The following is a 21,377-nucleotide window of genomic DNA, read 5'->3' as shown; positions in this document are numbered from 1 at the left end:
CCATGTCATCTGAACGCACCAAACGCCGGACAGCCGTGGTCGGCGGCGGCATCGCGGGCCTCACCGCCGCGCTCCGCCTCGACCTGCTCGGCCACGACGTAGAAGTCATCGAGGCCGATGCCACCCTGGGCGGCCGGTTCGGCCTCGACAAGCTCGGTGACCGGCCGGTCATGACGGGCGGCAAGAACATCGGCCGCCGCTACCACACCTTCCGCTGGTTCACCTCGGAGCTCGGCTCGGACCGCTACGAGTCCTTCGGGTACAACGCCTCACGCATCAAGGACGGCGAGGTACTCACCCTCGACAGCGAGCGCCGCAGCCAGACCCTGAAGAACATCCGCCGCATGGGCTCGACGCGCGACTTCGCGCGGATGGCGGCCATGGCGGCCCGCATCCGCGCCGACGAGAGCAACCGCTTCCTCGGCTCCCGCTACTTCAGCGGCGTCTCGCGCCGGCACGACCACGCCCCGCTCAGCTCGTTCTTCGGCACCGGCATGACGGACATGCTGGTGCGGCCCATGGTGATCCGGAACAACGGTGCCGAGCCCGACGAGGTCTATCCCGGCACGTTCGGCACCAACATCGCCATGCTGATGGACCACTACGACCAGCTCTCGGGCGGCATCCAGCCGGTCCTCGAAGCCTTCGCCAAGCGCGTGCCCGTACGGCTCGACTCCACGGTGGAGGGCGTGGAGATCCGGGACGGCAGGGTCACCGGCCTGCGGATCTCGGAGAAGGGCGCCGAGGCAACATCCCGCGACTACGACGGCGTCGTGCTCGCCACCCCGGCCTACGCCACCGCCGACATCGTCCGCTCGGCCCGTCCCGCGCTCGCCCGCCGCCTCTCCGACGTGAACTACTTCCCCTCGACCGTGGTCCTCGTGGAGTACGACCGGGACATCTTCACGCACGACGTGCGCGCGCTCGCCATGGACGACGGACCGTGCAGCAACGCCGGTTCGTACGGGATGGAGGACCGGCACATCGTCCGCTACACGTACAGCGGACGCGAGGGCAGGCTCACCGACCTGAGCCCCGAGAACATCGACCGGCTCACGCGGGAGACCGAGGAGCGGCTCGTCACCCACCTGGGCGCGCCGCGCGCCGAGCGCGTCAACCTCCTGGTCAAGCACTGGAAGGCCGCCTACAGCGGTTATCTCCCCCACCACGCCGACTTCCTCGCCGAGATCCGCGGGGGCGTGACGGACATCGCGGGCCTGGAGCTCGCGGGCGACTACATCCAGGGCGTGTCCATCGAGGCCTGCGCGCGCACGGGCCGCGCGGCGGCCGGCCGGCTCGCCGACCACCTCGGGCCGCCCGCGTGAGCCGCACCGACTGGGCCGTGGTGACGGGCGCCTCCTCCGGCATCGGCGAGCACCTCGCCCGGGGCCTGGCCCGGCGCGGGTACGGACTGTGGCTGGTCGCCCGGTCCACCGACGCCCTGAAGCTGCTCGCCGACGAACTGCGGGCGGCCCACGGCGTGCCGGTGGAGGTCAGGACCTGTGACCTCGCCGACCCGGCCGCGCGCGGCGCGCTCGTCGACGAGCTGGCCGCGCACCCCGTGACGGTGCTCTGCGCCAACGCGGGATTTCCCACCTGCGGTCCGTTCAGCGAGAACGACCCCGTGCTGGAGAGCGCGGAGGTGCAGGTCAACGTCGTCTCGCTGCACGCCCTGACCCAGTCCCTGCTGCCGGGGATGCTGGCCCGGCGCCGGGGCCGCGTCCTGGTCACCGGTTCCACGGCGGGCTACCAGCCCGTGCCGACAGCGGCCACCTACTCGGCGACCAAGGCGTTCGCCAACACCTTCGCCGAGGCGCTCCACGTCGAGCTGCGCGGCACGGGGGTGAGCTGCACGCTGCTCTCGCCCGGTCCCGTGCGGACCAACTTCTACGCGGTGGGCGGTGTGCCGGGCCTCCAGGACCGGTCGTTCCTGGCCTGGCTCACGCCCGGGCGCGTCGCCGAGGCGGGCCTGCGGGGCCTGGAGCAGGGGCGCCGTCTCGTGGTCCCGGGCCCGGTCGCCAAGGCCCAGTACCTCGCGGGCCGCCACACCCCGCGACCGCTGCTCTTCCCCGTGCTGCGCCGGGCGTTCCTGCCCATGCTGCGCAGCGCGAGAAGCACCACGCAAGACCGTCGGACACCCAACTTCCGGAAGTGAGAGGTACATGGACGGCAGGAAACACCGCTGGTTCATCCTCGGGGCGTCGCTGATACCGCTGGTCGCGGTCTTCGGCGCCATGGGCCTGCTGTGGAACGAGATCTTCGGCTGGTCGGACGTCGTCGTGCTGGTCATCATGTACGCGATCTCCGGCTTCGGCATCTCCGCCGGCTACCACCGCATGCTCACCCACCGCTCCTTCGAGACCTACAAACCCATCCGCATCGCGCTGGCCACCGCCGGTGTCATGGCCGGGCAGGGCCCGCCGCTGATCTGGGCCGCCCACCACCGCAAACACCATCGCGTCGCCGACAAGCCCGGCGACCCCCACTCCCCGCACCTGGACTTCGAGCCGGGCTTCAAGGGCACCATGGCCGGTCTGTGGCACGCCCACCTGGGCTGGCTCTTCGACGTGAGCCTCTCCTCCGACCCCATGCGCTACTGCCCCGACCTGGTCCGCGAGAAGCCCCTGCGCTGGCTCAGCGAGAACCTCGTCCTGGTCACCGCCTCCAGCGTCGTCCTGCCCGGCCTCATCGCCTTCGCCATCACCGGCGGCGACTGGAAGGCCGGCCTGACCGGCATGCTCTGGGGCGGCCTGGTCCGCATCTTCCTCATCAACCACATGACCTACGCGGTCAACTCCGTCGGCCACGTCTTCGGCCGCCGCCGCTTCGAGACCACCGACCAGTCCCGCAACGTGGCCTGGCTGTCCATCCCCTCCTTCGGCGAGGCCTGGCACAACAACCACCACGCCTTCCCGCGCTCGGCCAGGCACGGCATGAAGTGGTACGAGATCGACCTCTCCGCCATCCTCATCTGGTCCCTGGAGAAGACCCACCTGGCCTGGAAGGTCGTCCGCATCGACCCCGAGCGCATGGAAATGCGCGAGGCCAACGTCAGCCGGGTCTCCGGCTCCGCCCTGGACAAGAAGCAGCTCCTGGAGTCGCAGCAGAACCTGGCCCCCATGGCCGAGCGCCGGCGTGACTCCGACACGTCTCTCGTCGACGTCGAGTAGCCGCCCCGCACGGGGACCCAACAAGTCAACGGGGAATCACACGCATGGAGTTCTTCAACGCCCTGACCAACGGCGCCTCGCACGGCGTCCTGCACGAGTGGAACGGCGACGCGTTCGACCACACGCCCTGGCGCGAGGTCGTCCGGGACGCCCACGGCATGGCCGCCGAGCTCCGCGCCCTCGGCGTCGGCCCCGGCACGCGGGTCGCCGGCATCCTCACCAACACCCCCGACACCGTGCGCGGGCTGCTCGCGGTCTGGCTCGCGGGCGGCGCGGTGGCCTCGCTCCCGCTGCCCACCCGGGGGCAGAGCGGCGAGGCGTACGGGGACCAGCTCGTCGCCCTCTCGGCGCGGCTCGACCCGACGCTGCTGCTCGTCGACGACTGGCTGACGGCGATGGTCCCGCCGGGGCTCGCCGGCCGGCTCCCGGTGTACGGCTGGTCGAAGCTGCGCGGCACGGGCGCGCGGTGCACACCGAGCCCGCCGGGCCGTGACGACCTGGCGTTCATCCAGTACTCGTCCGGCTCCACCAGCACGCCCAAGGGGTGTGCGCTCACGACGCGCGCCATCGAGCAGCAGTTGCGGATCATCCTGCACCTGACGGGCGGACGGCCCGGCGCGGACACCGTCGCCTCCTGGCTGCCGCTCTCCCACGACATGGGCATGTTCGGCTGCCTGCTGTACTCGTGGGCGTACGACTTCGACTTCGTGCTCTCCTCACCGGACCGGTTCGGCATGGCGCCGCGCACCTGGTTCCGTGACATGTCGGAGTACGGGGCGACCATGACGGCGGGCACGAGCACCGCCGTCTACCTCGCGGCGCGCGCGCAGGGCCGGGGGGAGCTGCCCAAGGAGCTGAAGCTGCGGGCGGCCGTGATCGGCGCCGAGCGCGTCGACTGGGGCACTCTGGCCACGGCGACGGAGAAGTTCCGGCCCTTCGGTCTGTCCGACACCGCCTTCCAGCCCGCGTACGGCATGGCGGAGGCGACGCTGGCGGTGACCGGCAAGCCGTGGGACCAGGCGCCCGGGGCGCTCGCCTTCGACGGGCCCGCGCTCGTCGAGGGCCGGGTCGTCGAGGTGGCCCCGGACCACCCGAAGGCCACCCGCCTCGTCTCCAACGGCACGCCCCTGCCCGGCGTCTCGGTCCGTGCGGGCGCGGACGGCGCCATCGCCGAGATCGAGGTGGCGTCACCGAGCCTGGCGCGGGGCTACTACGCCGACCCCGAGCGCACCGCGGCCCGCTTCGTCGACGGCCGGCTGCGCACGGGCGACCTGGGCTTCGTGCGGGACGGTGAGCTGTATGTGCTCGGCAGGGCCGACGACATGCTGTCGGTGGGCGGCAGGAAGGTGTACGCCTCGGAGATCGAGTCGGCGGTCGACAGCCTCAAGAACGTGCGCAAGGGCTGCGCCGCCGTCGTCGAGGCGGGCGACTCGGGCATGTCGCGGCTGGTCCTGCTGGTGGAGGCGCAGGGCAACCCGCGCGACTACCGCCCCATAGCCGATGAGGCGGCGACCCTGGCCATGGAGAAGGCCGGGGTCGCGCTGGCGGAGTGCCTGTTCCTGCCGCGCGGCGTCCTGCCGAAGACGCCGAGCGGCAAGATCCAGCGTTTCCGCTGCCGGGCCCTGCTCGACGGGAACCAGCTCGCCCCGGTGGCGCGGGTGACGTTCGCCTGACCTCACCGCACCGGCGCGGACGCGGTCGCGCCGAGCGGTCGCGCCGTGCGGGTGCTGTGGGCCAGGCGGGCCGTGCGGGTGGGGACGTCCACGGTGTACGCGTCCAGCGTCATCGCCCGCTCCGAGGTCTTGAGGAGCATGAAGCCGTGGTCGGCGAAGTTCTGCCAGGCCGCGGGGTGGGTGAAGTGGGCCTTGCCGTCGCCCGCCTTGCCCGCGGCCCCGCAGACGATCTGGCGGGTGCCGCCGGTGCGGGTGGTGGGTTCCAGGATCTGGAGCGTGTGGTCGTGGCCGGAGAGGATGAGGTCGGCCCGACCGCACACCACCTCCTCGTACAGCTCCTTGAGGTGGATGCCGCTGGTGTAGTTGCCGATCACGAAGCCGTCGTACGAACCGGCGCTGCCGTGCTTGCCGTTGTTCAGGTACGGGTGGTGGCCGAGCACCACCTTCCAGCGGGCCCGTGACGCCTTGAGCGCCCCGTCCAGCCAGGCGCGCTGCTCCCGCATGTAGGGGCCGTCCCACCGGTAGCGCGGGTCGAGCTGGGCCACGTAGGAGGAGACGGGGTTGGTGTCGATGGCGAAGAACTCCACCAGCGGCCCGTCCTCGCCGGTACCCGGCAGCGCCACGTTGTAGTAGCGGCCCGGCATGTGCCAGCGTGGCGAACCCTTGGCGTAGGTGACCTCGCGGTCGCCGCGCGAGGGGTCGCCGCCGCTGCCGGGTATCAGCCCTGAGCAGTCGTGGTTGCCGAGGACCATCAGCCACGGCATGTCCAGGCCCGCGTTGGGCTCCTCGAACTTGGTGCGGAACTCGGAGTCGTCCGCGGACTCGGGTCCGTTCTCGTAGATGTTGTCGCCGAGGCCCACGGCCAGGGTGACCCCTTCGGCGCGGCAGACCTCGCGGGCCGCGGCGGCCACCGCGTGCTGCGCCTCCTCGCCCGTACCGGCGTCACCGGTCAGGAGCACCGCGTACTCCCCGTTCCGGCCGGGGGCCGAGGGCAGCGGGAACGTGTCGGCGCGGGCGGCGGCCGCCGCGGGCGCGTGGCCCGCGCCGGGCAGGACCGTGAGCGCCGCCGCGCCCGCCACCACCGAGCCGAGCACGGCCCGCCGCCCCGGCGCCCGCATGGCACGGACCCGCTCCCCCACCGGCCCCTGCGAGAGCGCGGGGTCCGCCCGCAGCCACTGCTCCTCGGTCATGTCCGCGCTCGGCGGTATCAGCTCGTCGTCGCACATGGAGGGTTTCTCTCACGGATGCGGGCGGGGATGGTGGGGAACGGATGAACTCCCGGTGGACGTCCGGACACGGATTCGACGCGTCCGTGGGCCTCGGGCCGCCTCGTGGGCCTCACGCCGCCTCCACGACCTCCGCCGCGGCGTCGGCCGGGCCCGGCCCCTTGGCGAACTGCGTCTGGTGCAGCTCCGCGTACCGCCCGTCCAGGGCGAGCAGCTCCTCGTGCGTGCCGCGTTCGACGATCTGCCCCGCCTCGACGACGAGGATGAGGTCGGCGGCGCGGATCGTGGAGAGCCGGTGGGCGATGACCACGGCGGTGCGGCCATCGAGGGCTTCGGCGAGCGCTTCCTGGACGGCCGCCTCGGAGGTGTTGTCGAGGTGTGCCGTCGCCTCGTCGAGGATGACGACCCGCTGCCGGGCCAGGAGCAGGCGCGCGATGGTCATGCGCTGGCGCTCGCCGCCGGAGAGGCGGTAGCCGCGCTCGCCGACGACGGTGTCGAGGCCGTCGGGCAGGGAGCGCACCAGGTCTTCGAGCCGGGAGCGCCGCAGCACGTCCCACAGCTCGTCCTCGCTCGCGTCAGGCCGGGCGAGGAGCAGGTTGGCGCGTACGGACTCGTGGAAGAGGTGGCCGTCCTGGGTGACCATGCCGAGGGTGGCCCGCATCGACTCGGCCGACAGGTCCCGCACGTCGACGCCGCCGATGCGCACCGCCCCCTGGTCGGTGTCGTAGAGCCGCGGGAGGAGTTGCGCGATGGTCGACTTGCCCGCCCCGGACGAGCCCACGAGCGCGACGGTCTGGCCGGGTTCGGCGCGGAAGGAGACGCCGTGCAGGACCTCGTCGCCGCCGCGGGTGTCGAGCGAGGTGACCTCTTCGAGGGAGGCCAGGGAGACCTTGTCGGCGGCCGGGTAGGCGAAGCGCACGTCGTCGAACTCGACGGCCACGGCCCCGTCGGGGACCTTCGCGGGCTCCGGCTTCTCCTCGATCAGCGGCTTCAGGTCGAGGACCTCGAAGACCCGCTCGAAGCTGACCAGGGCGCTCATCACCTCGACCCGTGCGCCCGCCAGGGAGGTGAGCGGCGCGTACAGCCGGGTGAGCAGCAGCGCGAGCGAGACGATGGCGCCCGCCTTCAGGGACCCCTCAAGGGCGAAGTACCCGCCGAGCCCGTACACCAGGGCCAGCGCGAGCGCCGAGACCAGCGTGAGGGCGGTGATGAACGCGGACTGCGCCATGGCGGTGCGTACCCCGATGTCGCGCACGCGGCGGGCCCGCGCGGCGAACTCGGCGGACTCGTCGCCGGGCCTGCCGAAGAGCTTGATGAGGGTGGCGCCGGGCGCCGAGAAGCGCTCGGTCATCCGGGTGCCCATGGCGGCGTTGTGGTGCGCGGCCTCCCGCTGGAGCTTGGCCATGCGTGTGCCCATGCGGCGGGCGGGCACGACGAAGACGGGGAGCAGCACCAGGGCGAGCAGGGTGATCTGCCACGAGAGGGTGAGCATCACGGCGAGGGTCAGGACCAGCGTGACGACGTTGCCGACGACTCCGGAGAGCGTGTTGCTGAAGGCCCGCTGGGCGCCGATCACGTCGTTGTTGAGGCGGCTGACCAGGGCGCCCGTGCGGGTGCGGGTGAAGAAGGCGACGGGCATGCGCTGTACGTGGTCGAAGACGGAGGTCCGCAGGTCGAGGATGAGGCCCTCGCCGAGGTTGGCCGACAGCCAGCGGCTCAGCAGGCCGATGCCGGCCTCGGCGAGCGCGATGGCGGCGATCAGGAGGGCGTAGCGGACGACGGTGCCGGAGTCGCCGCCGGAGACGATGACGTTGACGACCTTCCCCGCGAGGACGGGCGTGGCCACGGCGAGCAGTGCGGTGACGACGCTCAGCAGCACGAACTGCCAGATGCGTTTGCGGTGGGGGCGCGCGAAGGTGCCGATGCGGCGGAGGGTGGCTCGGGCGAAGGGGCGGCGGTCCTGCTGCGCGTGCATCACGCTGTACAGCTGGGTCCAGGCCGTGGTTTCCATGCTCATGGGGAGAACGTTAGGACCTCAAGCTAACTTCAGGTCAACCATTCACAACAGGCACGATCGCCTCTGCCGCGTCTCTTGACCCCACGTGTAACAGGAACGTACTTTCGCTTCAATTCTTGTGGTCACCAGAGAAGTTGTCCCCCCACTGAGGTGAGAAGGCGAACGCATGCGTGATGTACGAAGGCGTACTCTGCTGTCCGCGATGGGCGGCACGGCGGTCGCGGGAGGCGCGCTCGGCGCCGTGGGCACCCTGGGTGCGGGCAGCGCAGACGCGGCGCAGGGCAGCCCAGGGGCCCGCCCGGTGAACACGTATCACCACAAGATCCAGAAGCTGCTCGACCGTATGACAGTCGAAGAGAAGCTGGGTCAGCTCCAGCAGCTCCCGTGGACATACGACACGGGTCCCGGCGGCGGTGACACCAAGGAGGCGGAGGACGCGGCGCGCGCGGGGAGGCTCGGTTCCGTGCTGAGCATCTACGGCGCGAAGTCCACCAACGCGCTCCAGCGCATCGCCGTCGAGGAGTCGCGCCTCGGCATCCCGCTGGTCTTCGGCCTCGACGTCATCCACGGCTTCTGGACGACGTTCCCGATCCCGCTGGCGCAGGCCGCGAGCTTCGACCCCGGCGTCACCCGGGCGGACGGCGAGGTCTCGGCGAGGGAGGCCCGCTCCAACGGTGTGCACTGGACGTTCGCGCCGGCCATGGACGTCACGCACGAGCCGCGCTGGGGCCGCGTCGCGGAGGGCAACGGCGAGGACCCGTACCTGACGTCGGTGTTCGCCGCGGCCAAGGTCACGGGCTATCAGGGTGAGGCGGACGGCGAGGACTCCGCGCCCTACCGGGCCAAGGACCGCGTCGCCGCCTGCGCCAAGCACTTCGTCGCGTACGGCGGCGCCGAGGGCGGCCGTGACTACAACACGGTGGACGTCTCGGAGTCACGCCTGCGCAACCTCTACCTCCCGCCGTTCAAGGCGGCCCTGGAAGCCGGGGCCGCCACGGTCATGGCCTCGTTCAACACCATCAGCGGCGTCCCCGCGCACGGCAACACGCACACCCTCACCGACATCCTGAAGAAGGAGTGGGACTTCGACGGCATGGTCGTCAGCGACTGGACCGGCGTTCAGGAGCTGATCGCGCACGGCTTCGCCGAGGACGGTGCGGCGGCCGCCCGCCTCTCCCTGAACGCGGGCGTCGACATGGAGATGACCAGCACCAACCTGGCCGAGCACGGCAAGAAGCTGCTGCGCGACGGCAGGATCAGCGAGCGGCGGCTCGACGACGCGGTGGCCCGCGTTCTGCGCCTCAAGTTCGACCTCGGGCTCTTCGAGGACCCGTACGTCGACGAGGACGACGCCATTGACGGGCCGAGCGCCGCCACCCGCAAGGCGGCCCGCCGGGCCGCCGCCCGCTCGATGGTGCTGCTCAAGAACAAGGGCAGGGCGCTGCCGCTGAAGCCGTCGGTCGAGTCCATCGCCGTCGTCGGCCCCTTCGGCGACTCCGACGACCTCCTCGGCACCTGGTCGTTCCCCGGCGCCGTCAAGAAGTACCCCTCGGTGAAGGTCCTCGACGCCGTCAAACGTGCGGCGCCCGGTGCGAAGGTGACGTACGCGCGGGGCGTCGACCCCGAGGGCGAGGACACCGGCGGCATCGGCAAGGCGGTGGCCGCCGCGAAGGCCGCCGACGTGACGGTCGTCGTGGTGGGCGAGCCGTCAGCGATGAGCGGCGAGGCCGCGGCGCGCAGCGACATCTCGCTGCCCGGCGCCCAGGAGAAGCTGGTCAAGGCCATCGCCGCGACCGGCCGCCCCTTCGTCGTCGTCCTCGTCAACGGCCGTCCGCTGACCATCGGCGACTGGCTGGACTCCGCGCCCGCCGTCCTGGAGGCCTGGCACCCGGGCCTGGAGGCGGGCAACGCCATCGCCGACGTGCTGTTCGGCGAGGTCGTGCCCGGCGGCAAGCTGCCCGTGTCGTTCCCGCGCGCGGTCGGCCAGATCCCGGTCCACTACAACCACGAGTCGACGGGCCGCCCCTACGACGCGGACAACAAGTACACCTCCAAGTACCTCGACCTGCCGCCGGGCCCGCAGTTCGCCTTCGGCCACGGTCTGAGCTACACGACGTTCGAGACCGGCGAGCCGAAGCTCAGCCGTGAGCGCGTCCCGGCGGACGCCCTGCGCAAGGGCGACACCCTGGAGGTGTCCGTGCGCGTCACCAACACCGGCGACCGCGAGGGCGACGAGGTCGTCCAGCTCTACGTCCACGATGTGGCGGCCAGTATGACGCAGCCGGTGCGCAGGCTGCGCGGCTTCCGCCGGGTCACCCTGGCGCCGGGCAGGTCACGCACCGTCCGCTTCCGGCTGGGCGCCGAGGACCTCGGCTTCTGGACGAACGCGCCGCACGGCGAGTTCGTCGTGGAGGAGGGCACCGTCGACCTCTACGTCGGCAACAGCTCGGAGGCGAAGACCAAGAGGACGCTGACGATCACCTGAGGCGACGGCGGCCGGGCTCAACCGAGTTCGAGGGTGGTGACGCCGAAGACCCGCTCGCGCGCGAACTCCCTGACCGGCCCGGTGTACATCCGGGCCGTGTCGAACGTGGGCTTCATGCCGCGCGCCTCCGCGAGCGCGACGGCCGCCGCGTTGCTTTCCGGCACGTCCATGGCGACGGGCGTGCCGTCCGCCCCGGCGGCCAGCGCGTCCAGGAGCGCCTCCGCGTCGGCGCGCGTGTCCGCGAAGAGCGGCCCCACGCGCAGCGCGTCACGGCCGGGGCGGATCACCCCGTACCCGGTGAGTGCGCCGTCGACGACACGGGCCAGCGCCCGGTGCCCGGGGGCGGCGAGCCAGGACCGGAGGAAGCGCGGGCGGTCGGCGGGCACGCAGGCACCGTCGTACGCCGTGAGCGCCCGTAGGCCCGCGGCCTCGACGGGGCGTACGTGCCGGTCGGGCAGGTCGGGCAGGTCGGGGGCGGGCAGCACGCCGATGTAGCGCCGGGTGCCGTGCGCGTGGGCGAATCCGGAGCGGCGGTAGTTGTCCTGCTGGGCGGGGACGCCGTCGAGGCCCACGGTCCGGCCGGTGGCGTGGGTGAGCCCGGCCTGCCACGTGGCGAGGCCGTGGCCGCGGCCGCGCATGTCGGGGCGGACGAGGTAGAAACCCAGGAACGCGTAGTCGTCGCCGTAGTTGACCACGGAGACCGCGGAGACCGGTTCGCCGTCGACGCGCCCCACGAAGAACCCCTGGGGGTCCTGCGCGAAGAACGAGGGGGCGTCGGCGAGGCCCGGGTTCCAGCCCTCGTCCGCCGCCCACCCGGTCACCACACGCCAGTCGTCGAGCGTCGCCCGCGAGACCGCGAGCCGCCCGGGGGCCGAATCCGTCATCGCTGCACCCTTCTCGAAGGACACGGTGGGCCGCCGTGGACCGCACCCGTTCCATCCTGCCCGGCCGACCGGCTTTCGCGCGGCGCCGAGCGCCGGCCGACGGTCCCATCTTGGTCAAGGTCTGGACCAATATTGGTCCAGACCTTGACAGGTTCAGACCATTTCGCTTGAGTCACCGACACCCCCATGGCGACGTGGAACCCACCCCACGCCCGCCCGTTAGGAGTTGTCGCATGATCAAACGCCTCACCAGTCTCGCGGCCGCGCTGGCCGCGCTCTGCGCGATGATCGTCCTCGGCCCGGCTGCCGCCACGGCGTCCGCCGCCGCCTGCGCCTCGCCGTGGAGCTCCTCCTCCGTCTACACGGGCGGCAAGACCGCCTCGCACAACGGGCACAACTGGACCGCCAAGTGGTGGACCCAGAACGAGACGCCGGGCCGCTCCGACGTCTGGGCGGACGCGGGCACCTGCGGCGGCGGCACGGACCCGGGCAACCCCGACCCGTCCGGATTCGTGGTCAGCGAGAGCCAGTTCAACCAGATGTTCCCGAGCCGGAACTCGTTCTACACGTACAAGGGCCTGACCGACGCCCTCAAGAAGTACCCGGCCTTCGCCAACACCGGCAGCGACACCGTCAAGCGCCAGGAGGCGGCGGCGTTCCTCGCCAACGTCCACCACGAGACGGGCGGTCTGGTGCACGTGGTCGAGCAGAACCAGGCCAACTACCCGCACTACTGCGACGCGAACCAGCCCTACGGCTGCCCCGCAGGACAGGCCGCCTACTACGGCCGCGGCCCGATCCAGCTCAGCTGGAACTTCAACTACAAGGCCGCGGGCGACGCGCTCGGCATCGACCTCCTGAACAACCCGTACCTGGTGGAGCGGGACCCGGCGGTCGCCTGGCAGACGGGCCTCTGGTACTGGAACACCCAGTCGGGACCGGGCACCATGACGCCGCACAACGCCATGGTCAACGGTGCCGGATTCGGTGAGACCATCCGCGCCATCAACGGCACCCTGGAGTGCAACGGCGGCAACCCCGCCCAGGTGCAGAGCCGCATCGACCGCTACAAGCAGTTCACGCAGGTCCTCGGCACCACGCCGGGCTCCAACCTGAGCTGCTGACGCGAGCGCCGAGCACCGGGGCCGGGCGGTCCTGATCCCGTATCAGGACCGCCCGGCCCCTCGCTCTTTCGCTGGTCCGGTTCTCATGAACGTACGCTCTCCGTCAGCCCAACCACCAGGAGAGTCATGACCACCACCGCGCGACCCCCCGTACCCCCCTTCACCCGCGAGACGGCGATCCACAAGGCCCGGCTCGCCGAGGACGGCTGGAACAGCCGCGACCCCGAGAAGGTGGCCCTCGCGTACAGCGAGGACTCCCGGTGGCGCAACCGCGCCGAGTTCATCAACGGACGCGCGGAGATCGTCGCCTTCCTGTCCCGCAAGTGGGCCCGCGAGCTCGACTACCGGCTGATCAAAGAGGTCTGGGCACACGACGGCCACCGCATCGCGGTGCGGTTCGCGTACGAGTGGCACGACGACTCCGGGCAGTGGTACCGGTCGTACGGGAACGAGAACTGGGAGTTCGGCGACGACGGCCTGATGACGGTGCGTCACGCCTGCATCAACGACCTCCCCATCGCCGGGTCCGACCGTCTCTACCACTGGCCCCTCGGCCGCCGCCCCGACGGTCACCCCGGGCTCACCGAACTCGGACTGTGAGCGGCGCCGTGCGATGAGCGCCGGGCGACGGGCGTGTTACGTCCCGCCCGGCTGGGCACCCGGAGGGCGTCGACGGTCCGGTACGTCGACGGTCCGGCACACCGGACCGCAACGCCCAACGACCGGCAAGGAGGCACACGTGACCACCGCTCGCGACATCATGACCCCGGGCGCCGAATGCGCGGGAGCCGAGGAGACCGTCCTTCAGGCGGCCGCCAAGCTCACCGAACTCGGCGTCGGCGCGCTGCCCATCTGCGGCACCGACAACCGCCTCAAGGGGGTCCTCACCGACCGCGACATCGTGGTCAAGGTCCTCGGGAAGGGCAAGGACCCCTCCAAGGTGCTCGTGGGGGAGCTCGCGCAGGGCGAGGCCGTGACGATCGGCGCCGACGACAGCGCCGACGAGATCTTCGCGACCATGACGAGCCACAAGGTACGGCGGCTCCCGGTGATCGACGGCCACGCCCTGGTCGGGATGGTGGCGCTCGCCGACGCGGCCCGCGCGCTCGCCGACCCCAAGGCCGGACAGCTCCTGGAAGCCCTCTCCACCGACTGACACCCAGTCGTCGCCGGAACGCGCCGCTCTCCTCTCCCCCGGGCCGGCGCGTTCCGGTCTCTCCGCATGCCCCCGCGCAGCCCCCGGCCTACGCTGGCCATCCCGGGCCGGGGGCCCTCGTCCGCCGCGCCCAGGCACCCCCACCAGGAGGAAGCGCATGCCCATCGCCACGGTCAACCCCGCCACCGGTGAGACGCTCGAAACCTTCGAGCCCCTCGGGTCCGCGGAGATCGAGCGCCGCCTGGCGGCGGCCGAAGCGGCGTACGCCGAACACCGCACGACCGGCTTCGCCGAGCGTGCCCGGCTGCTGAACCGGGCCGCCGACCTCCTCGAAGAGGACACGGCCGACATCGCCAGGACGATGACCACCGAGATGGGCAAGCCCGTCAAGGCGGCCGAGGCCGAGACGGCGAAGTGCGTCAAGGCCATGCGCTGGTACGCCGAGCACGCCGAGGAACTCCTCGCCGACGAGCACCCCGCGCAGGCCGACGTGACGGACTCCGGCGCCACCCAGGCCATGGTCCACTACCGCCCGCTGGGCGTCGTGCTCGCCGTGATGCCGTGGAACTTCCCGCTCTGGCAGGTGGTGCGCTTCGCCGCCCCCGCCCTGATGGCGGGCAACGTGGGCCTGCTCAAGCACGCGTCCAACGTGCCGCGGACGGCCCTGTACGTGGAGGACCTCTTCCGGCGGGCCGGATACCCCGAGGGGTGTTTCCAGACGCTGCTCGTCGGGTCGGACGCCGTCGAGGCGATCCTGCGCGACGACCGGGTGGCCGCCGCGACCCTCACCGGCAGCGAACCCGCGGGCCGCTCGGTGGCCTCCGTCGCGGGCGACGAGATCAAGAAGACCGTCCTGGAACTCGGCGGCAGCGACCCCTACCTCGTCCTGCCCAGCGCCGACGTCGAACGCGCCGCCAGGACCGCAGTGACCGCCCGGGTGCAGAACAACGGCCAGTCGTGCATCGCCGCCAAACGCTTCATCGTGCACGCCGACGTCTACGACGACTTCCGCGACCGGTTCGTCGCCGGAATGCGGGAGCTGACCGTCGGCGACCCCCTCGACCGGAACACCGACGTCGGCCCGCTCTCCAGCGAACAGGGCCGCGCGGCCCTGGAGGAGCTCGTCGACGACGCCCTGGGCCAGGGCGCGACCGCCCTCTGCGGCGGCGGGCGTCCCGAGGACCGGGACCAAGGCTGGTTCTACTCCCCCACCGTCCTGGCGGACATCACCCCCAAGATGCGCGTCCACCGCGAGGAGACGTTCGGCCCCGTGGCCACGCTGTACCGCGTGCGGGACCTGGACGAGGCGGTGACGCTCGCCAACGACGTGCCGTTCGGGCTCAGTTCCAACGTGTGGACCCGCGACGACGCCGACATCGAGCGCTGCGTACGCGACCTCCAGGCCGGCGGCGTGTTCTTCAACGGGATGACCGCCTCCCACCCCGGCCTGCCCTTCGGCGGCGTCAAGCGCTCCGGCTACGGCCGTGAGCTCTCGGGCCACGGCATCCGCGAGTTCTGCAACGCCACGACGGTCTGGTACGGCCCGACCGAGTAGACCTCACAGGTGTTCGGCGGTCAGCAGGGAGTCGTCCGCCGTGCGGGCACCCGGCAGCCGGTGGCTGGCCGCGAGCAGCGCGGCGTCGACGTCGCTCGTACCGGTCGCGACGCACAGGCTGTACGCGACGTCCTCGTACTCCTGGCGGCTCGCGGCGCTGCCCTGGTCGGCACGCAGCTTCGCCAGGGCCTTGTAGCGCTTCACCAGGTCTTCCAGCAGGACGGGGTGTGCCAGCAGCACGGGGGCTCCTCCCTCAGGCTCTGTCGTGAGCATTTCCCTCAGCGGTCCGTCTGCCCCGCCCCGGTCACTCGAATCAGGATCGGCGCCGATCTCTCCGATTGTCGTTTCCCCGGTTCGTGGGCAGACTCGAAGCCGTGGACGTGCTGCGCGGCGGGGCCGATGACAAGAGCCGGGAGGCGCCCGGGGGTGATGGCCGCCGCGAGACGCAGGAGGAGCGCGCGGACCGGCGCTGGGGGGAGCTCATCCAGGAAGTCCGGGTGGCGCAGACCGGCGTGCAGATCCTCTTCGGCTTCCTGCTCACCGTCGTCTTCACCGAGCGGTTCGCGAATCTGGGCGACACCGACCGGGCCATCTACATCGTGACGGTCGTCCTCGGCTCGACGGCGACGGGTGCCCTCATCGCCCCCGTCTCCTTCCACCGCCTGGTGACGGGCCGCCGCATCAAACCGGAGTCGGTGGCGTGGGCCTCGCGCCTCACCCTCGTGGGCCTGGTGCTGCTCCTCGGCACCCTGACGGCGGCGCTGCTGCTCGTGCTGCGCGTGGCCACGCACAACGACGTGGTGCCCTTCCTGGTGGCCGGAGTCGTCGGCTGGTACCTGCTCTGCTGGTTCGTGCTGCCCGCCTGGGCCCGGCACCGCCACACGACGCCGGACCAGGACGAGGAAGACGACAAGGCCGAGGACGCGGGTCGTCAGTAGTCGGTGGGGCGCCGGCCGGGCGGTCACACCAGGTGGCGGCCGGGCGCTTCCGTGCGCCGAGGAATGGATCAGGGCGGGGCGGGCACTCAGTTCCGGGACGGAAGCCTGGAAGAAATCCGCACTGTTCGCAACTTGTCACGAACTGTCACGGTTCGACTGGTGACGCCCTGCGAATCGGCGGAGTGTGGAGGGAGGGACGCCCCTCGTGGGAGTTCCCACAGACGGGAGACGCCGTATGACGACGCAGACGCGGATACCCATGCCGACCCCGGTACGCCCGGCACGCCTGATAGCCCCGCCCGGCGTATACGCACCCCAGCACGACACCGAGCTGCTCATCCGCGCCCTGCGCCGCGAGGCCGTCGACGGCGCGTCCGTACTGGACCTGGGCACGGGCAGCGGCGCGCTCGCCGTGGCCGCGGCCCGCCGGGGCGGGCGGGTCACAGCGGTCGACATCTCCCGGCGGGCCGTGCTGACCGCGCGGCTCAACGCCCGCCTCGCCGGGCAGTCGGTCACCGTGCGCCGGGGCGACCTGGCGGCCGCGGCGCCGGACGGCCCGTACGACTTCCTGATCAGCAATCCGCCCTACGTCCCCTCGCCCTCCCCCGTGCTGCCCCGGCGCGGCGCGGCGCGGGCCTGGGACGGCGGCCCCCGCGGCCGGTCCATCGTGGACCGGGTCTGCGAGGCGGCACCGCACGCCCTGCGCGAGGACGGCGTCCTGCTGATGGTGCACTCCGCGCTCTGCGACGTGGACACCACGCTGACCAGGCTCAGGGAGGCCGGCATGGTCCCGAGGGTCACCGACCGGGAGTACATCCCGCTCGGCCCGGTGCTCCGCTCCCGCAAGGCGTGGCTGCGCAGCCAGAACCTCCTCGGCGCGGACGAGAACCTCGAAGAACTGGTGGTGATCCGTGCCGAACGCCGATGACCGCCCCCGCCGCGTCACGGTCGACCCCGAGGGACCGCTCCTGCTGGAGGGCCCCGTCGAGGTTGTGGGCGAGGACGGGACCGTCCACACGTCACGGCGCTTCAACGTCGCGATCTGCACCTGCCGCCGCAGCCGCATGTACCCGTGGTGCGACACCAGCCACCGCAAGCGAGTGAAACCGGAGGGCCGTCGTGCGCGCACGGCGGCCGGCTCCGGGGAAACGGAGGAGACGTCATGAGCGCCCCCGCCGCCACCCGGGAATCACGCCTCCACAGCCCCGCGCTGCCCGCCCCCCGAGGCGATCTCTCCGACGGGGTCATCGCCGCCCTGCGGCAGGCCGGGCCCGCGCCCCGTCTCCAGCGGCAGGCGGCGGACGCCGACCCGTACGGCGAAGACCTCCAGCTCGCCCTCTACGTCCTGTACGAACTCCACTACCAGGGCTACGCGGACGTCTCCGACGAGCGGGAGTGGGACCCCGGGCTGCTGACCGTGCGGCACGCCCTTGAGCAGCGGTTCCTCCAGGCCCTGCGCGCCGACGTCCCCTCCGTCGACACCGCCGAGGAGGCCCTGGCCGGGCTCCTGGTGGAACCCGTCGGCCACGACGGGAGCAGCGTCAGCCACCACCTCCAGCGCGACGGAGAGCTGTGGCAGCTCAGGGAGTACGCGGCCCTGCGCTCCCTGTACCACCTCAAGGAGGCCGACCCGCACGCCTGGGTCATCCCCCGGCTGCACGGCAGGGCCAAGGCGGCCATGGTGGCCATCGAGTTCGACGAGTTCGGCGCCGGGCGCGCCGAGGACATCCACGCCCGGCTGTTCGCGGAGCTGATGGCCGACCTCGACCTCGAGACGGACTACGGCCACTACACCGAGGCGGCGCCCGCGGAGGCCATCGCCACGGTGAACCTGATGTCGCTCTTCGGCCTGCACCGCGCGCTGCGCGGCGCGCTGGTCGGGCACTTCGCGGCTGTCGAGGTCACCTCGCCGCCGGGCTCACGGCGGCTGGCCGCCGCCCTGCGCCGTGTCGGTGCGGGGCCGGCCGCGCAGCGGTTCTACGACGAACACGTGGAGGCGGACGCGGTGCACGAGCAGGTGGTCCGCAGGGATGTCGTCGGCGGCCTCCTCGCCGCCGAGCCGGATCTCGACGCCGACGTGGCGTTCGGCATCCAGACCACCGGTTTCCTGGAGGACCGGCTCGGCGCGCTGCTGCTGGGGAGCTGGCGGCAGGGCCGCAGCGCGATGCGCGAAGCATGAGGGGTGCGTGCCGCGTGGGCGGCGGTCAGCCCTCGACGCCGGTCGCGCCGTGCGGTGCGCCGACGGGCTTGGACTCGGGTGAGCCGCGCTGGCGCAGATAGACGGAGAAGATGGCCATCGAGCCCACGGCGAGCAGTTCGGACTGCCAGTTCTGGAGGGTGCGCGACCAGAAGTCGGCGGCGCCCAGGTACTGCTGCCAGCTGATGGGTGCCTGGAGTTCGCGCAGGTGCTGTTCGTTGTACGCGGCCACGCCGGTCACGGACTGGGTGAGCCAGGACAGCAGGAACAGCACGCACATCAGGGTGCCGAGCGAGCGCGCGTACCAGGACTGGCGCCAGCCGTCGGCGGCCGCCCAGCGCGGTGAGTCGGACTTGGCGTGCCGTCCCACCTTCTGTTCCTCGTCCGACTCGACGCCCGCCTTGTGGAGCTGCTTGGACTCCGGCGAGCCGCGCTGGAGCAGCCAGACGGTGCCGAAGATGTAGAGGAAGAACTGCAGGTACTCGGACTGCCAGTTCTCCGTCACGTCCACGGCGAAGTCGGAGCTGAGGAGGTAGCCGCCGAAGCTCAGCGGTTGCAGGTCCTCGGCGATGAGCTGGTTGTTGAAGTCGGCGTGGCCCGCGACGGCCTGTCCGGCGAGGGAGAGCAGGAAGGCCACGCCGAAGGCGAGGGTCAGTCCATTGTCGCGGAGGAAGCGGCGGGGGCCCGTCATCGCTGCATCAGCCCCAGGGCCACGCAGTAGGCGAGGCCGCCGAGCACCATCACCAGGTACGCCGTGAACAACGTCCGCACGCTCAACCGCCCTTGATCAGACACTGGTACGGCCGCTCCGGGCGTTCGGTGCAGCCCGCGGCCACGACCTTCCAGCCGCGCGGGAAGGACGACAGGAAGAGCGTGTCCCCGGCGGCCACCACCCGTGCCTGCTTTCCGTGGACGTCGACGGAGCGGACAGGGCCCGCGTCGGGCAGTCCGGCGTCGGGCAGGGCGCGTGCGCAGGGCAGCTCGGCGTTCTGTTCCAGTTCGTCGCGGGTGCCCGGGGCGAGCGCGGCGCAGCCGCGTGCGGTGTCCGCGGTGCGCAGACTCTCCTCGAAGCGGGTGGCCGCCCGTGCCGCGGCGTCCTCGCGTACGTCGACGCCGCCGCAGCCGGTGAGCGCGCCGAGCAGCGCCACCGTGAGCAGGGCCGAGCCTCTCGCGCGCACCGATACCGCTCCCCTCGCGGGCCGCCGGGCCGTGGGCTGCCGCACCCTGCGTCACCCCGCGGGGGTCCCGCGCCGGGTGCGAGCACTGCCGACACGATGCCGTACGCCGAGCCGGCGCCCCGGGGTTCGGCGTACGACACGCGGAGGAGTGCGCCCGATCAGGCCTTCTTGCGGGGCTCCCCGTGCTCGGCGCCCGTCAGCCGGAGCTGTAGCTGGACCTCCTGGTCACCGGAGGCCTTGCCGCCCTCCTCGGCGACGAAGGCCGAGCACAGGACCGAGTGCACCCGGTCGACCGCGACGGGGCCGCCCTGAAGGTCGGCGGTGACGGAGTCCGCGAGCAGGACGCCGGAGACGGGCCCCGGGGGCTTGTCCGCGCAGAACTCCCCGGTCCACACGGCGGGCTCGTGCTGGCCCGTCTGGCGGGGCGCGTCCTCTCCCCGGTCGGAGCGGAAGTGTTCGCGCAGCACGCCGAAGACGGTGTCGGCGTCGGCCGCCGAGCACTGGTCGAGGACGACCTGCACCAGGTAGGGGGAGGGGGAATCCGGGTCGGGCGATGCGGCGTTCGGGGTGTCGTTCACGCTGAGTCTCTCCGTGGGATGGCAGGTGGAGGTGGCTTAGGTGGCTGTGCCTTTGGCTGTGGCTGATGGAGCGCGGGTACCCGGTGGCGTCTCGGGTATCCGGGGGCGTCCCGGGTATCCGGGGGTCAGAGCTCGCGGCATGCGGGCAGCAGCTTCTTCTCCGCCCATTCGATGAAGGGACGCTGGTGGTCGCCGCCCACCTGGACGAGCGCGATCTCCGTGAAGCCCGCCTCCGCGAAGGGGCGTACCGCCGCCACGAAAGCGTCGACGTCGTCGCCGCAGGGGATGGTCTCCGCGAGGTCCCGCGGGGTCACGTGCTGGGTGGCACCGGCGAAGCCGGAGGGGCCCGGCAGCTCGGAGTTGACCGGCCAGCCGCCGACGGACCAGCGGAACTGGTCGTGGGCGCGGGCGATCGCCGCGTCCTTGTCGGTGTCGTAGCAGACCGGGAGCTGGCCGACGCGGGGCTTGCCGCTGCCGCCGTGCCGGTCGAAGGCGTCGAGGAGCTCGGCCTTGGGCTCGGTCGCGATGACCAGGTCGGCGAGGCGTCCGGCCACCGAGCAGGACCGCTTGCCCGAGACGGCGACGCCGATGGGCGGCAGCTCGTCGGGCAGGTCCCAGAGGCGGGCGTCCGCGACGTCGAAGTGGGTGCCCTGGTGGTTCACGTTGTCGCCGGTGAAGAGCGCCCGGATGATCTCGATGGCCTCTTCGAGCATCTCGACGCGGACCTTCGGCGAGGGCCAGCCGGTCCCGACGACGTGCTCGTTGAGGCTCTCGCCCGAGCCGAGGCCGAGCCGGAAGCGGCCCTCGGCGAGGAGCTGCATGGTCGCGGCCTTCTGCGCCACCACGGCAGGGTGGTAGCGGACGGTCGGGCAGGTCACGTAGGTCATGAGGGGAATGCGCGAGGTCGCCTGCGCCGCCGCGCCGAGGACGCTCCACGCGTACGGCGAGTGCCCCTGGGACTCCAGCCACGGGAAGTAGTGGTCGGAGGTGACGGAGAAGTCGAAACCGGCACGCTCCGCCGCGACCACATCGTCGACCAGAGCGCGGGGCCCGGCTTGCTCAGTCATCATTGTGTAGCCGATTTGCACCATAAAACATCGCTTTGCCGAAATGCTCTCGCTGAAACATTCGACCGCCCGTAGCCCTCTGACGGCGGCTGCGGTCCCGGCTTCGGGGTACACGCACGTCCACGGTGG

The 21,377-nt window shown here is 71.9% G+C and carries 21 protein-coding genes; 13 read left to right on the top strand and 8 right to left on the bottom strand.

Translation table 11 applies throughout. The annotated features are described in order from the left end of the window. The first annotated feature begins 2 nt into the window (after positions 1-2). The 4 genes from ACZ6JY_RS36510 to ACZ6JY_RS36495 are packed head-to-tail and all read left to right on the top strand — an operon-like array spanning position 3 to position 4,843. Positions 3-1,325 (top strand): protoporphyrinogen/coproporphyrinogen oxidase, encoded by a 1,323-nt coding sequence (locus ACZ6JY_RS36510; protein ID WP_469203154.1) that lies wholly within the window; start codon positions 3-5, stop codon positions 1,323-1,325. After that, on the top strand, positions 1,322-2,155 hold the full coding sequence (locus tag ACZ6JY_RS36505) for an SDR family NAD(P)-dependent oxidoreductase (protein ID WP_469203152.1): 834 nt from the start codon (positions 1,322-1,324) through the stop codon (positions 2,153-2,155). The genes ACZ6JY_RS36510 and ACZ6JY_RS36505 overlap by 4 nt, the downstream gene beginning before the upstream one ends. A gap of 7 nt (positions 2,156-2,162) precedes the next feature. Next, the gene (locus ACZ6JY_RS36500) at positions 2,163-3,170 is read left to right on the top strand and encodes an acyl-CoA desaturase (protein ID WP_469203150.1); all 1,008 of its coding nucleotides are present in this window, start codon (positions 2,163-2,165) and stop codon (positions 3,168-3,170) included. Between the two features lie 44 nt (positions 3,171-3,214). Continuing rightward, positions 3,215-4,843: an AMP-binding protein gene (locus tag ACZ6JY_RS36495; protein WP_469203148.1), complete on the top strand. Its 1,629-nt coding sequence runs from the start codon at positions 3,215-3,217 to the stop codon at positions 4,841-4,843. Between the two features lie 2 nt (positions 4,844-4,845). On the opposite strand, the gene ACZ6JY_RS36490 is transcribed toward ACZ6JY_RS36495, so the two are convergent. Together ACZ6JY_RS36490 and ACZ6JY_RS36485 are read right to left on the bottom strand one after the other, a co-directional pair. Then, positions 4,846-6,069 (bottom strand): metallophosphoesterase, encoded by a 1,224-nt coding sequence (locus ACZ6JY_RS36490; protein WP_469203146.1) that lies wholly within the window; start codon positions 6,067-6,069, stop codon positions 4,846-4,848. Positions 6,070-6,181: 112 nt separating this feature from the next. After that, positions 6,182-8,086, bottom strand: a complete 1,905-nt coding sequence (locus tag ACZ6JY_RS36485; RefSeq protein ID WP_469203144.1) for an ABC transporter ATP-binding protein — start codon at positions 8,084-8,086, stop codon at positions 6,182-6,184. Positions 8,087-8,252: 166 nt separating this feature from the next. Between ACZ6JY_RS36485 and ACZ6JY_RS36480 the strand changes: the two genes are divergently transcribed. Further along, positions 8,253-10,571 carry a glycoside hydrolase family 3 N-terminal domain-containing protein gene (locus ACZ6JY_RS36480; RefSeq protein WP_469203142.1) on the top strand — a complete coding sequence of 773 codons (2,319 nt, stop codon included), beginning with the start codon at positions 8,253-8,255 and terminating at the stop codon, positions 10,569-10,571. Positions 10,572-10,588: 17 nt separating this feature from the next. Here ACZ6JY_RS36480 and ACZ6JY_RS36475 read toward each other — a convergent pair whose 3' ends face one another. After that, complete coding sequence (locus ACZ6JY_RS36475; RefSeq protein WP_469203140.1) at positions 10,589-11,455, bottom strand: GNAT family N-acetyltransferase; 867 nt, start codon at positions 11,453-11,455, stop codon at positions 10,589-10,591. Positions 11,456-11,688: 233 nt separating this feature from the next. Here ACZ6JY_RS36475 and ACZ6JY_RS36470 point away from each other — a divergent pair, with 233 nt between their 5' ends. The 4 genes from ACZ6JY_RS36470 to ACZ6JY_RS36455 all read left to right on the top strand — a co-directional run bounded on the left by ACZ6JY_RS36470 (position 11,689) and on the right by ACZ6JY_RS36455 (position 15,290). Continuing rightward, positions 11,689-12,579 carry a glycoside hydrolase family 19 protein gene (locus ACZ6JY_RS36470; RefSeq protein WP_469203138.1) on the top strand — a complete coding sequence of 297 codons (891 nt, stop codon included), beginning with the start codon at positions 11,689-11,691 and terminating at the stop codon, positions 12,577-12,579. A 126-nt stretch (positions 12,580-12,705) separates the two neighbouring features. Next, positions 12,706-13,179, top strand: a complete 474-nt coding sequence (locus ACZ6JY_RS36465; RefSeq protein WP_469203136.1) for a nuclear transport factor 2 family protein — start codon at positions 12,706-12,708, stop codon at positions 13,177-13,179. Positions 13,180-13,318: 139 nt separating this feature from the next. Then, positions 13,319-13,735, top strand: coding sequence for a CBS domain-containing protein (locus ACZ6JY_RS36460; RefSeq protein ID WP_469203135.1), 417 nt, complete (start codon positions 13,319-13,321; stop codon positions 13,733-13,735). A gap of 157 nt (positions 13,736-13,892) precedes the next feature. After that, entirely contained in the window at positions 13,893-15,290 is a 1,398-nt protein-coding gene (locus tag ACZ6JY_RS36455) for an NADP-dependent succinic semialdehyde dehydrogenase (RefSeq protein WP_469203133.1), read from the top strand. Between the two features lie 3 nt (positions 15,291-15,293). Here the strand turns inward: ACZ6JY_RS36455 and ACZ6JY_RS36450 are convergent, their stop codons facing one another. Further along, positions 15,294-15,530 carry a DUF5133 domain-containing protein gene (locus ACZ6JY_RS36450; RefSeq protein WP_469203130.1) on the bottom strand — a complete coding sequence of 79 codons (237 nt, stop codon included), beginning with the start codon at positions 15,528-15,530 and terminating at the stop codon, positions 15,294-15,296. Between the two features lie 134 nt (positions 15,531-15,664). Here ACZ6JY_RS36450 and ACZ6JY_RS36445 point away from each other — a divergent pair, with 134 nt between their 5' ends. The 4 genes from ACZ6JY_RS36445 (at position 15,665) to ACZ6JY_RS36430 (ending at position 18,407) form a co-directional block, all read left to right on the top strand. After that, complete coding sequence (locus tag ACZ6JY_RS36445) at positions 15,665-16,228, top strand: DUF6328 family protein (protein WP_469203223.1); 564 nt, start codon at positions 15,665-15,667, stop codon at positions 16,226-16,228. A 235-nt stretch (positions 16,229-16,463) separates the two neighbouring features. Further along, positions 16,464-17,156: a HemK2/MTQ2 family protein methyltransferase gene (locus ACZ6JY_RS36440; protein ID WP_469203128.1), complete on the top strand. Its 693-nt coding sequence runs from the start codon at positions 16,464-16,466 to the stop codon at positions 17,154-17,156. Continuing rightward, positions 17,140-17,394, top strand: coding sequence for a CDGSH iron-sulfur domain-containing protein (locus ACZ6JY_RS36435; protein ID WP_469203127.1), 255 nt, complete (start codon positions 17,140-17,142; stop codon positions 17,392-17,394). Before ACZ6JY_RS36440 ends, ACZ6JY_RS36435 begins: the two co-directional genes overlap by 17 nt. After that, positions 17,391-18,407 (top strand): iron-containing redox enzyme family protein, encoded by a 1,017-nt coding sequence (locus ACZ6JY_RS36430; RefSeq protein WP_469203125.1) that lies wholly within the window; start codon positions 17,391-17,393, stop codon positions 18,405-18,407. The genes ACZ6JY_RS36435 and ACZ6JY_RS36430 overlap by 4 nt, the downstream gene beginning before the upstream one ends. Positions 18,408-18,432: 25 nt before the next feature. Here the strand turns inward: ACZ6JY_RS36430 and ACZ6JY_RS36425 are convergent, their stop codons facing one another. From ACZ6JY_RS36425 to ACZ6JY_RS36410, 4 genes are all read right to left on the bottom strand, one after another. Then, positions 18,433-19,116: a DUF6766 family protein gene (locus ACZ6JY_RS36425; RefSeq protein ID WP_469203124.1), complete on the bottom strand. Its 684-nt coding sequence runs from the start codon at positions 19,114-19,116 to the stop codon at positions 18,433-18,435. An 82-nt stretch (positions 19,117-19,198) separates the two neighbouring features. Continuing rightward, on the bottom strand, positions 19,199-19,603 hold the full coding sequence (locus ACZ6JY_RS36420) for a hypothetical protein (protein ID WP_469203123.1): 405 nt from the start codon (positions 19,601-19,603) through the stop codon (positions 19,199-19,201). A gap of 158 nt (positions 19,604-19,761) precedes the next feature. Next, complete coding sequence (locus ACZ6JY_RS36415) at positions 19,762-20,181, bottom strand: hypothetical protein (RefSeq protein WP_469203122.1); 420 nt, start codon at positions 20,179-20,181, stop codon at positions 19,762-19,764. Positions 20,182-20,306: 125 nt separating this feature from the next. Next, positions 20,307-21,272, bottom strand: coding sequence for an LLM class F420-dependent oxidoreductase (locus tag ACZ6JY_RS36410; RefSeq protein ID WP_469203120.1), 966 nt, complete (start codon positions 21,270-21,272; stop codon positions 20,307-20,309). Between the last annotated feature and the right edge of the window lie 105 nt (positions 21,273-21,377).

The organism is Streptomyces sp. NPDC046335 (assembly GCF_055587985.1).
The sequence above is the reverse complement of the archived record's forward strand: the minus strand, read 5'-3'. Positions and strand labels throughout refer to the sequence as shown.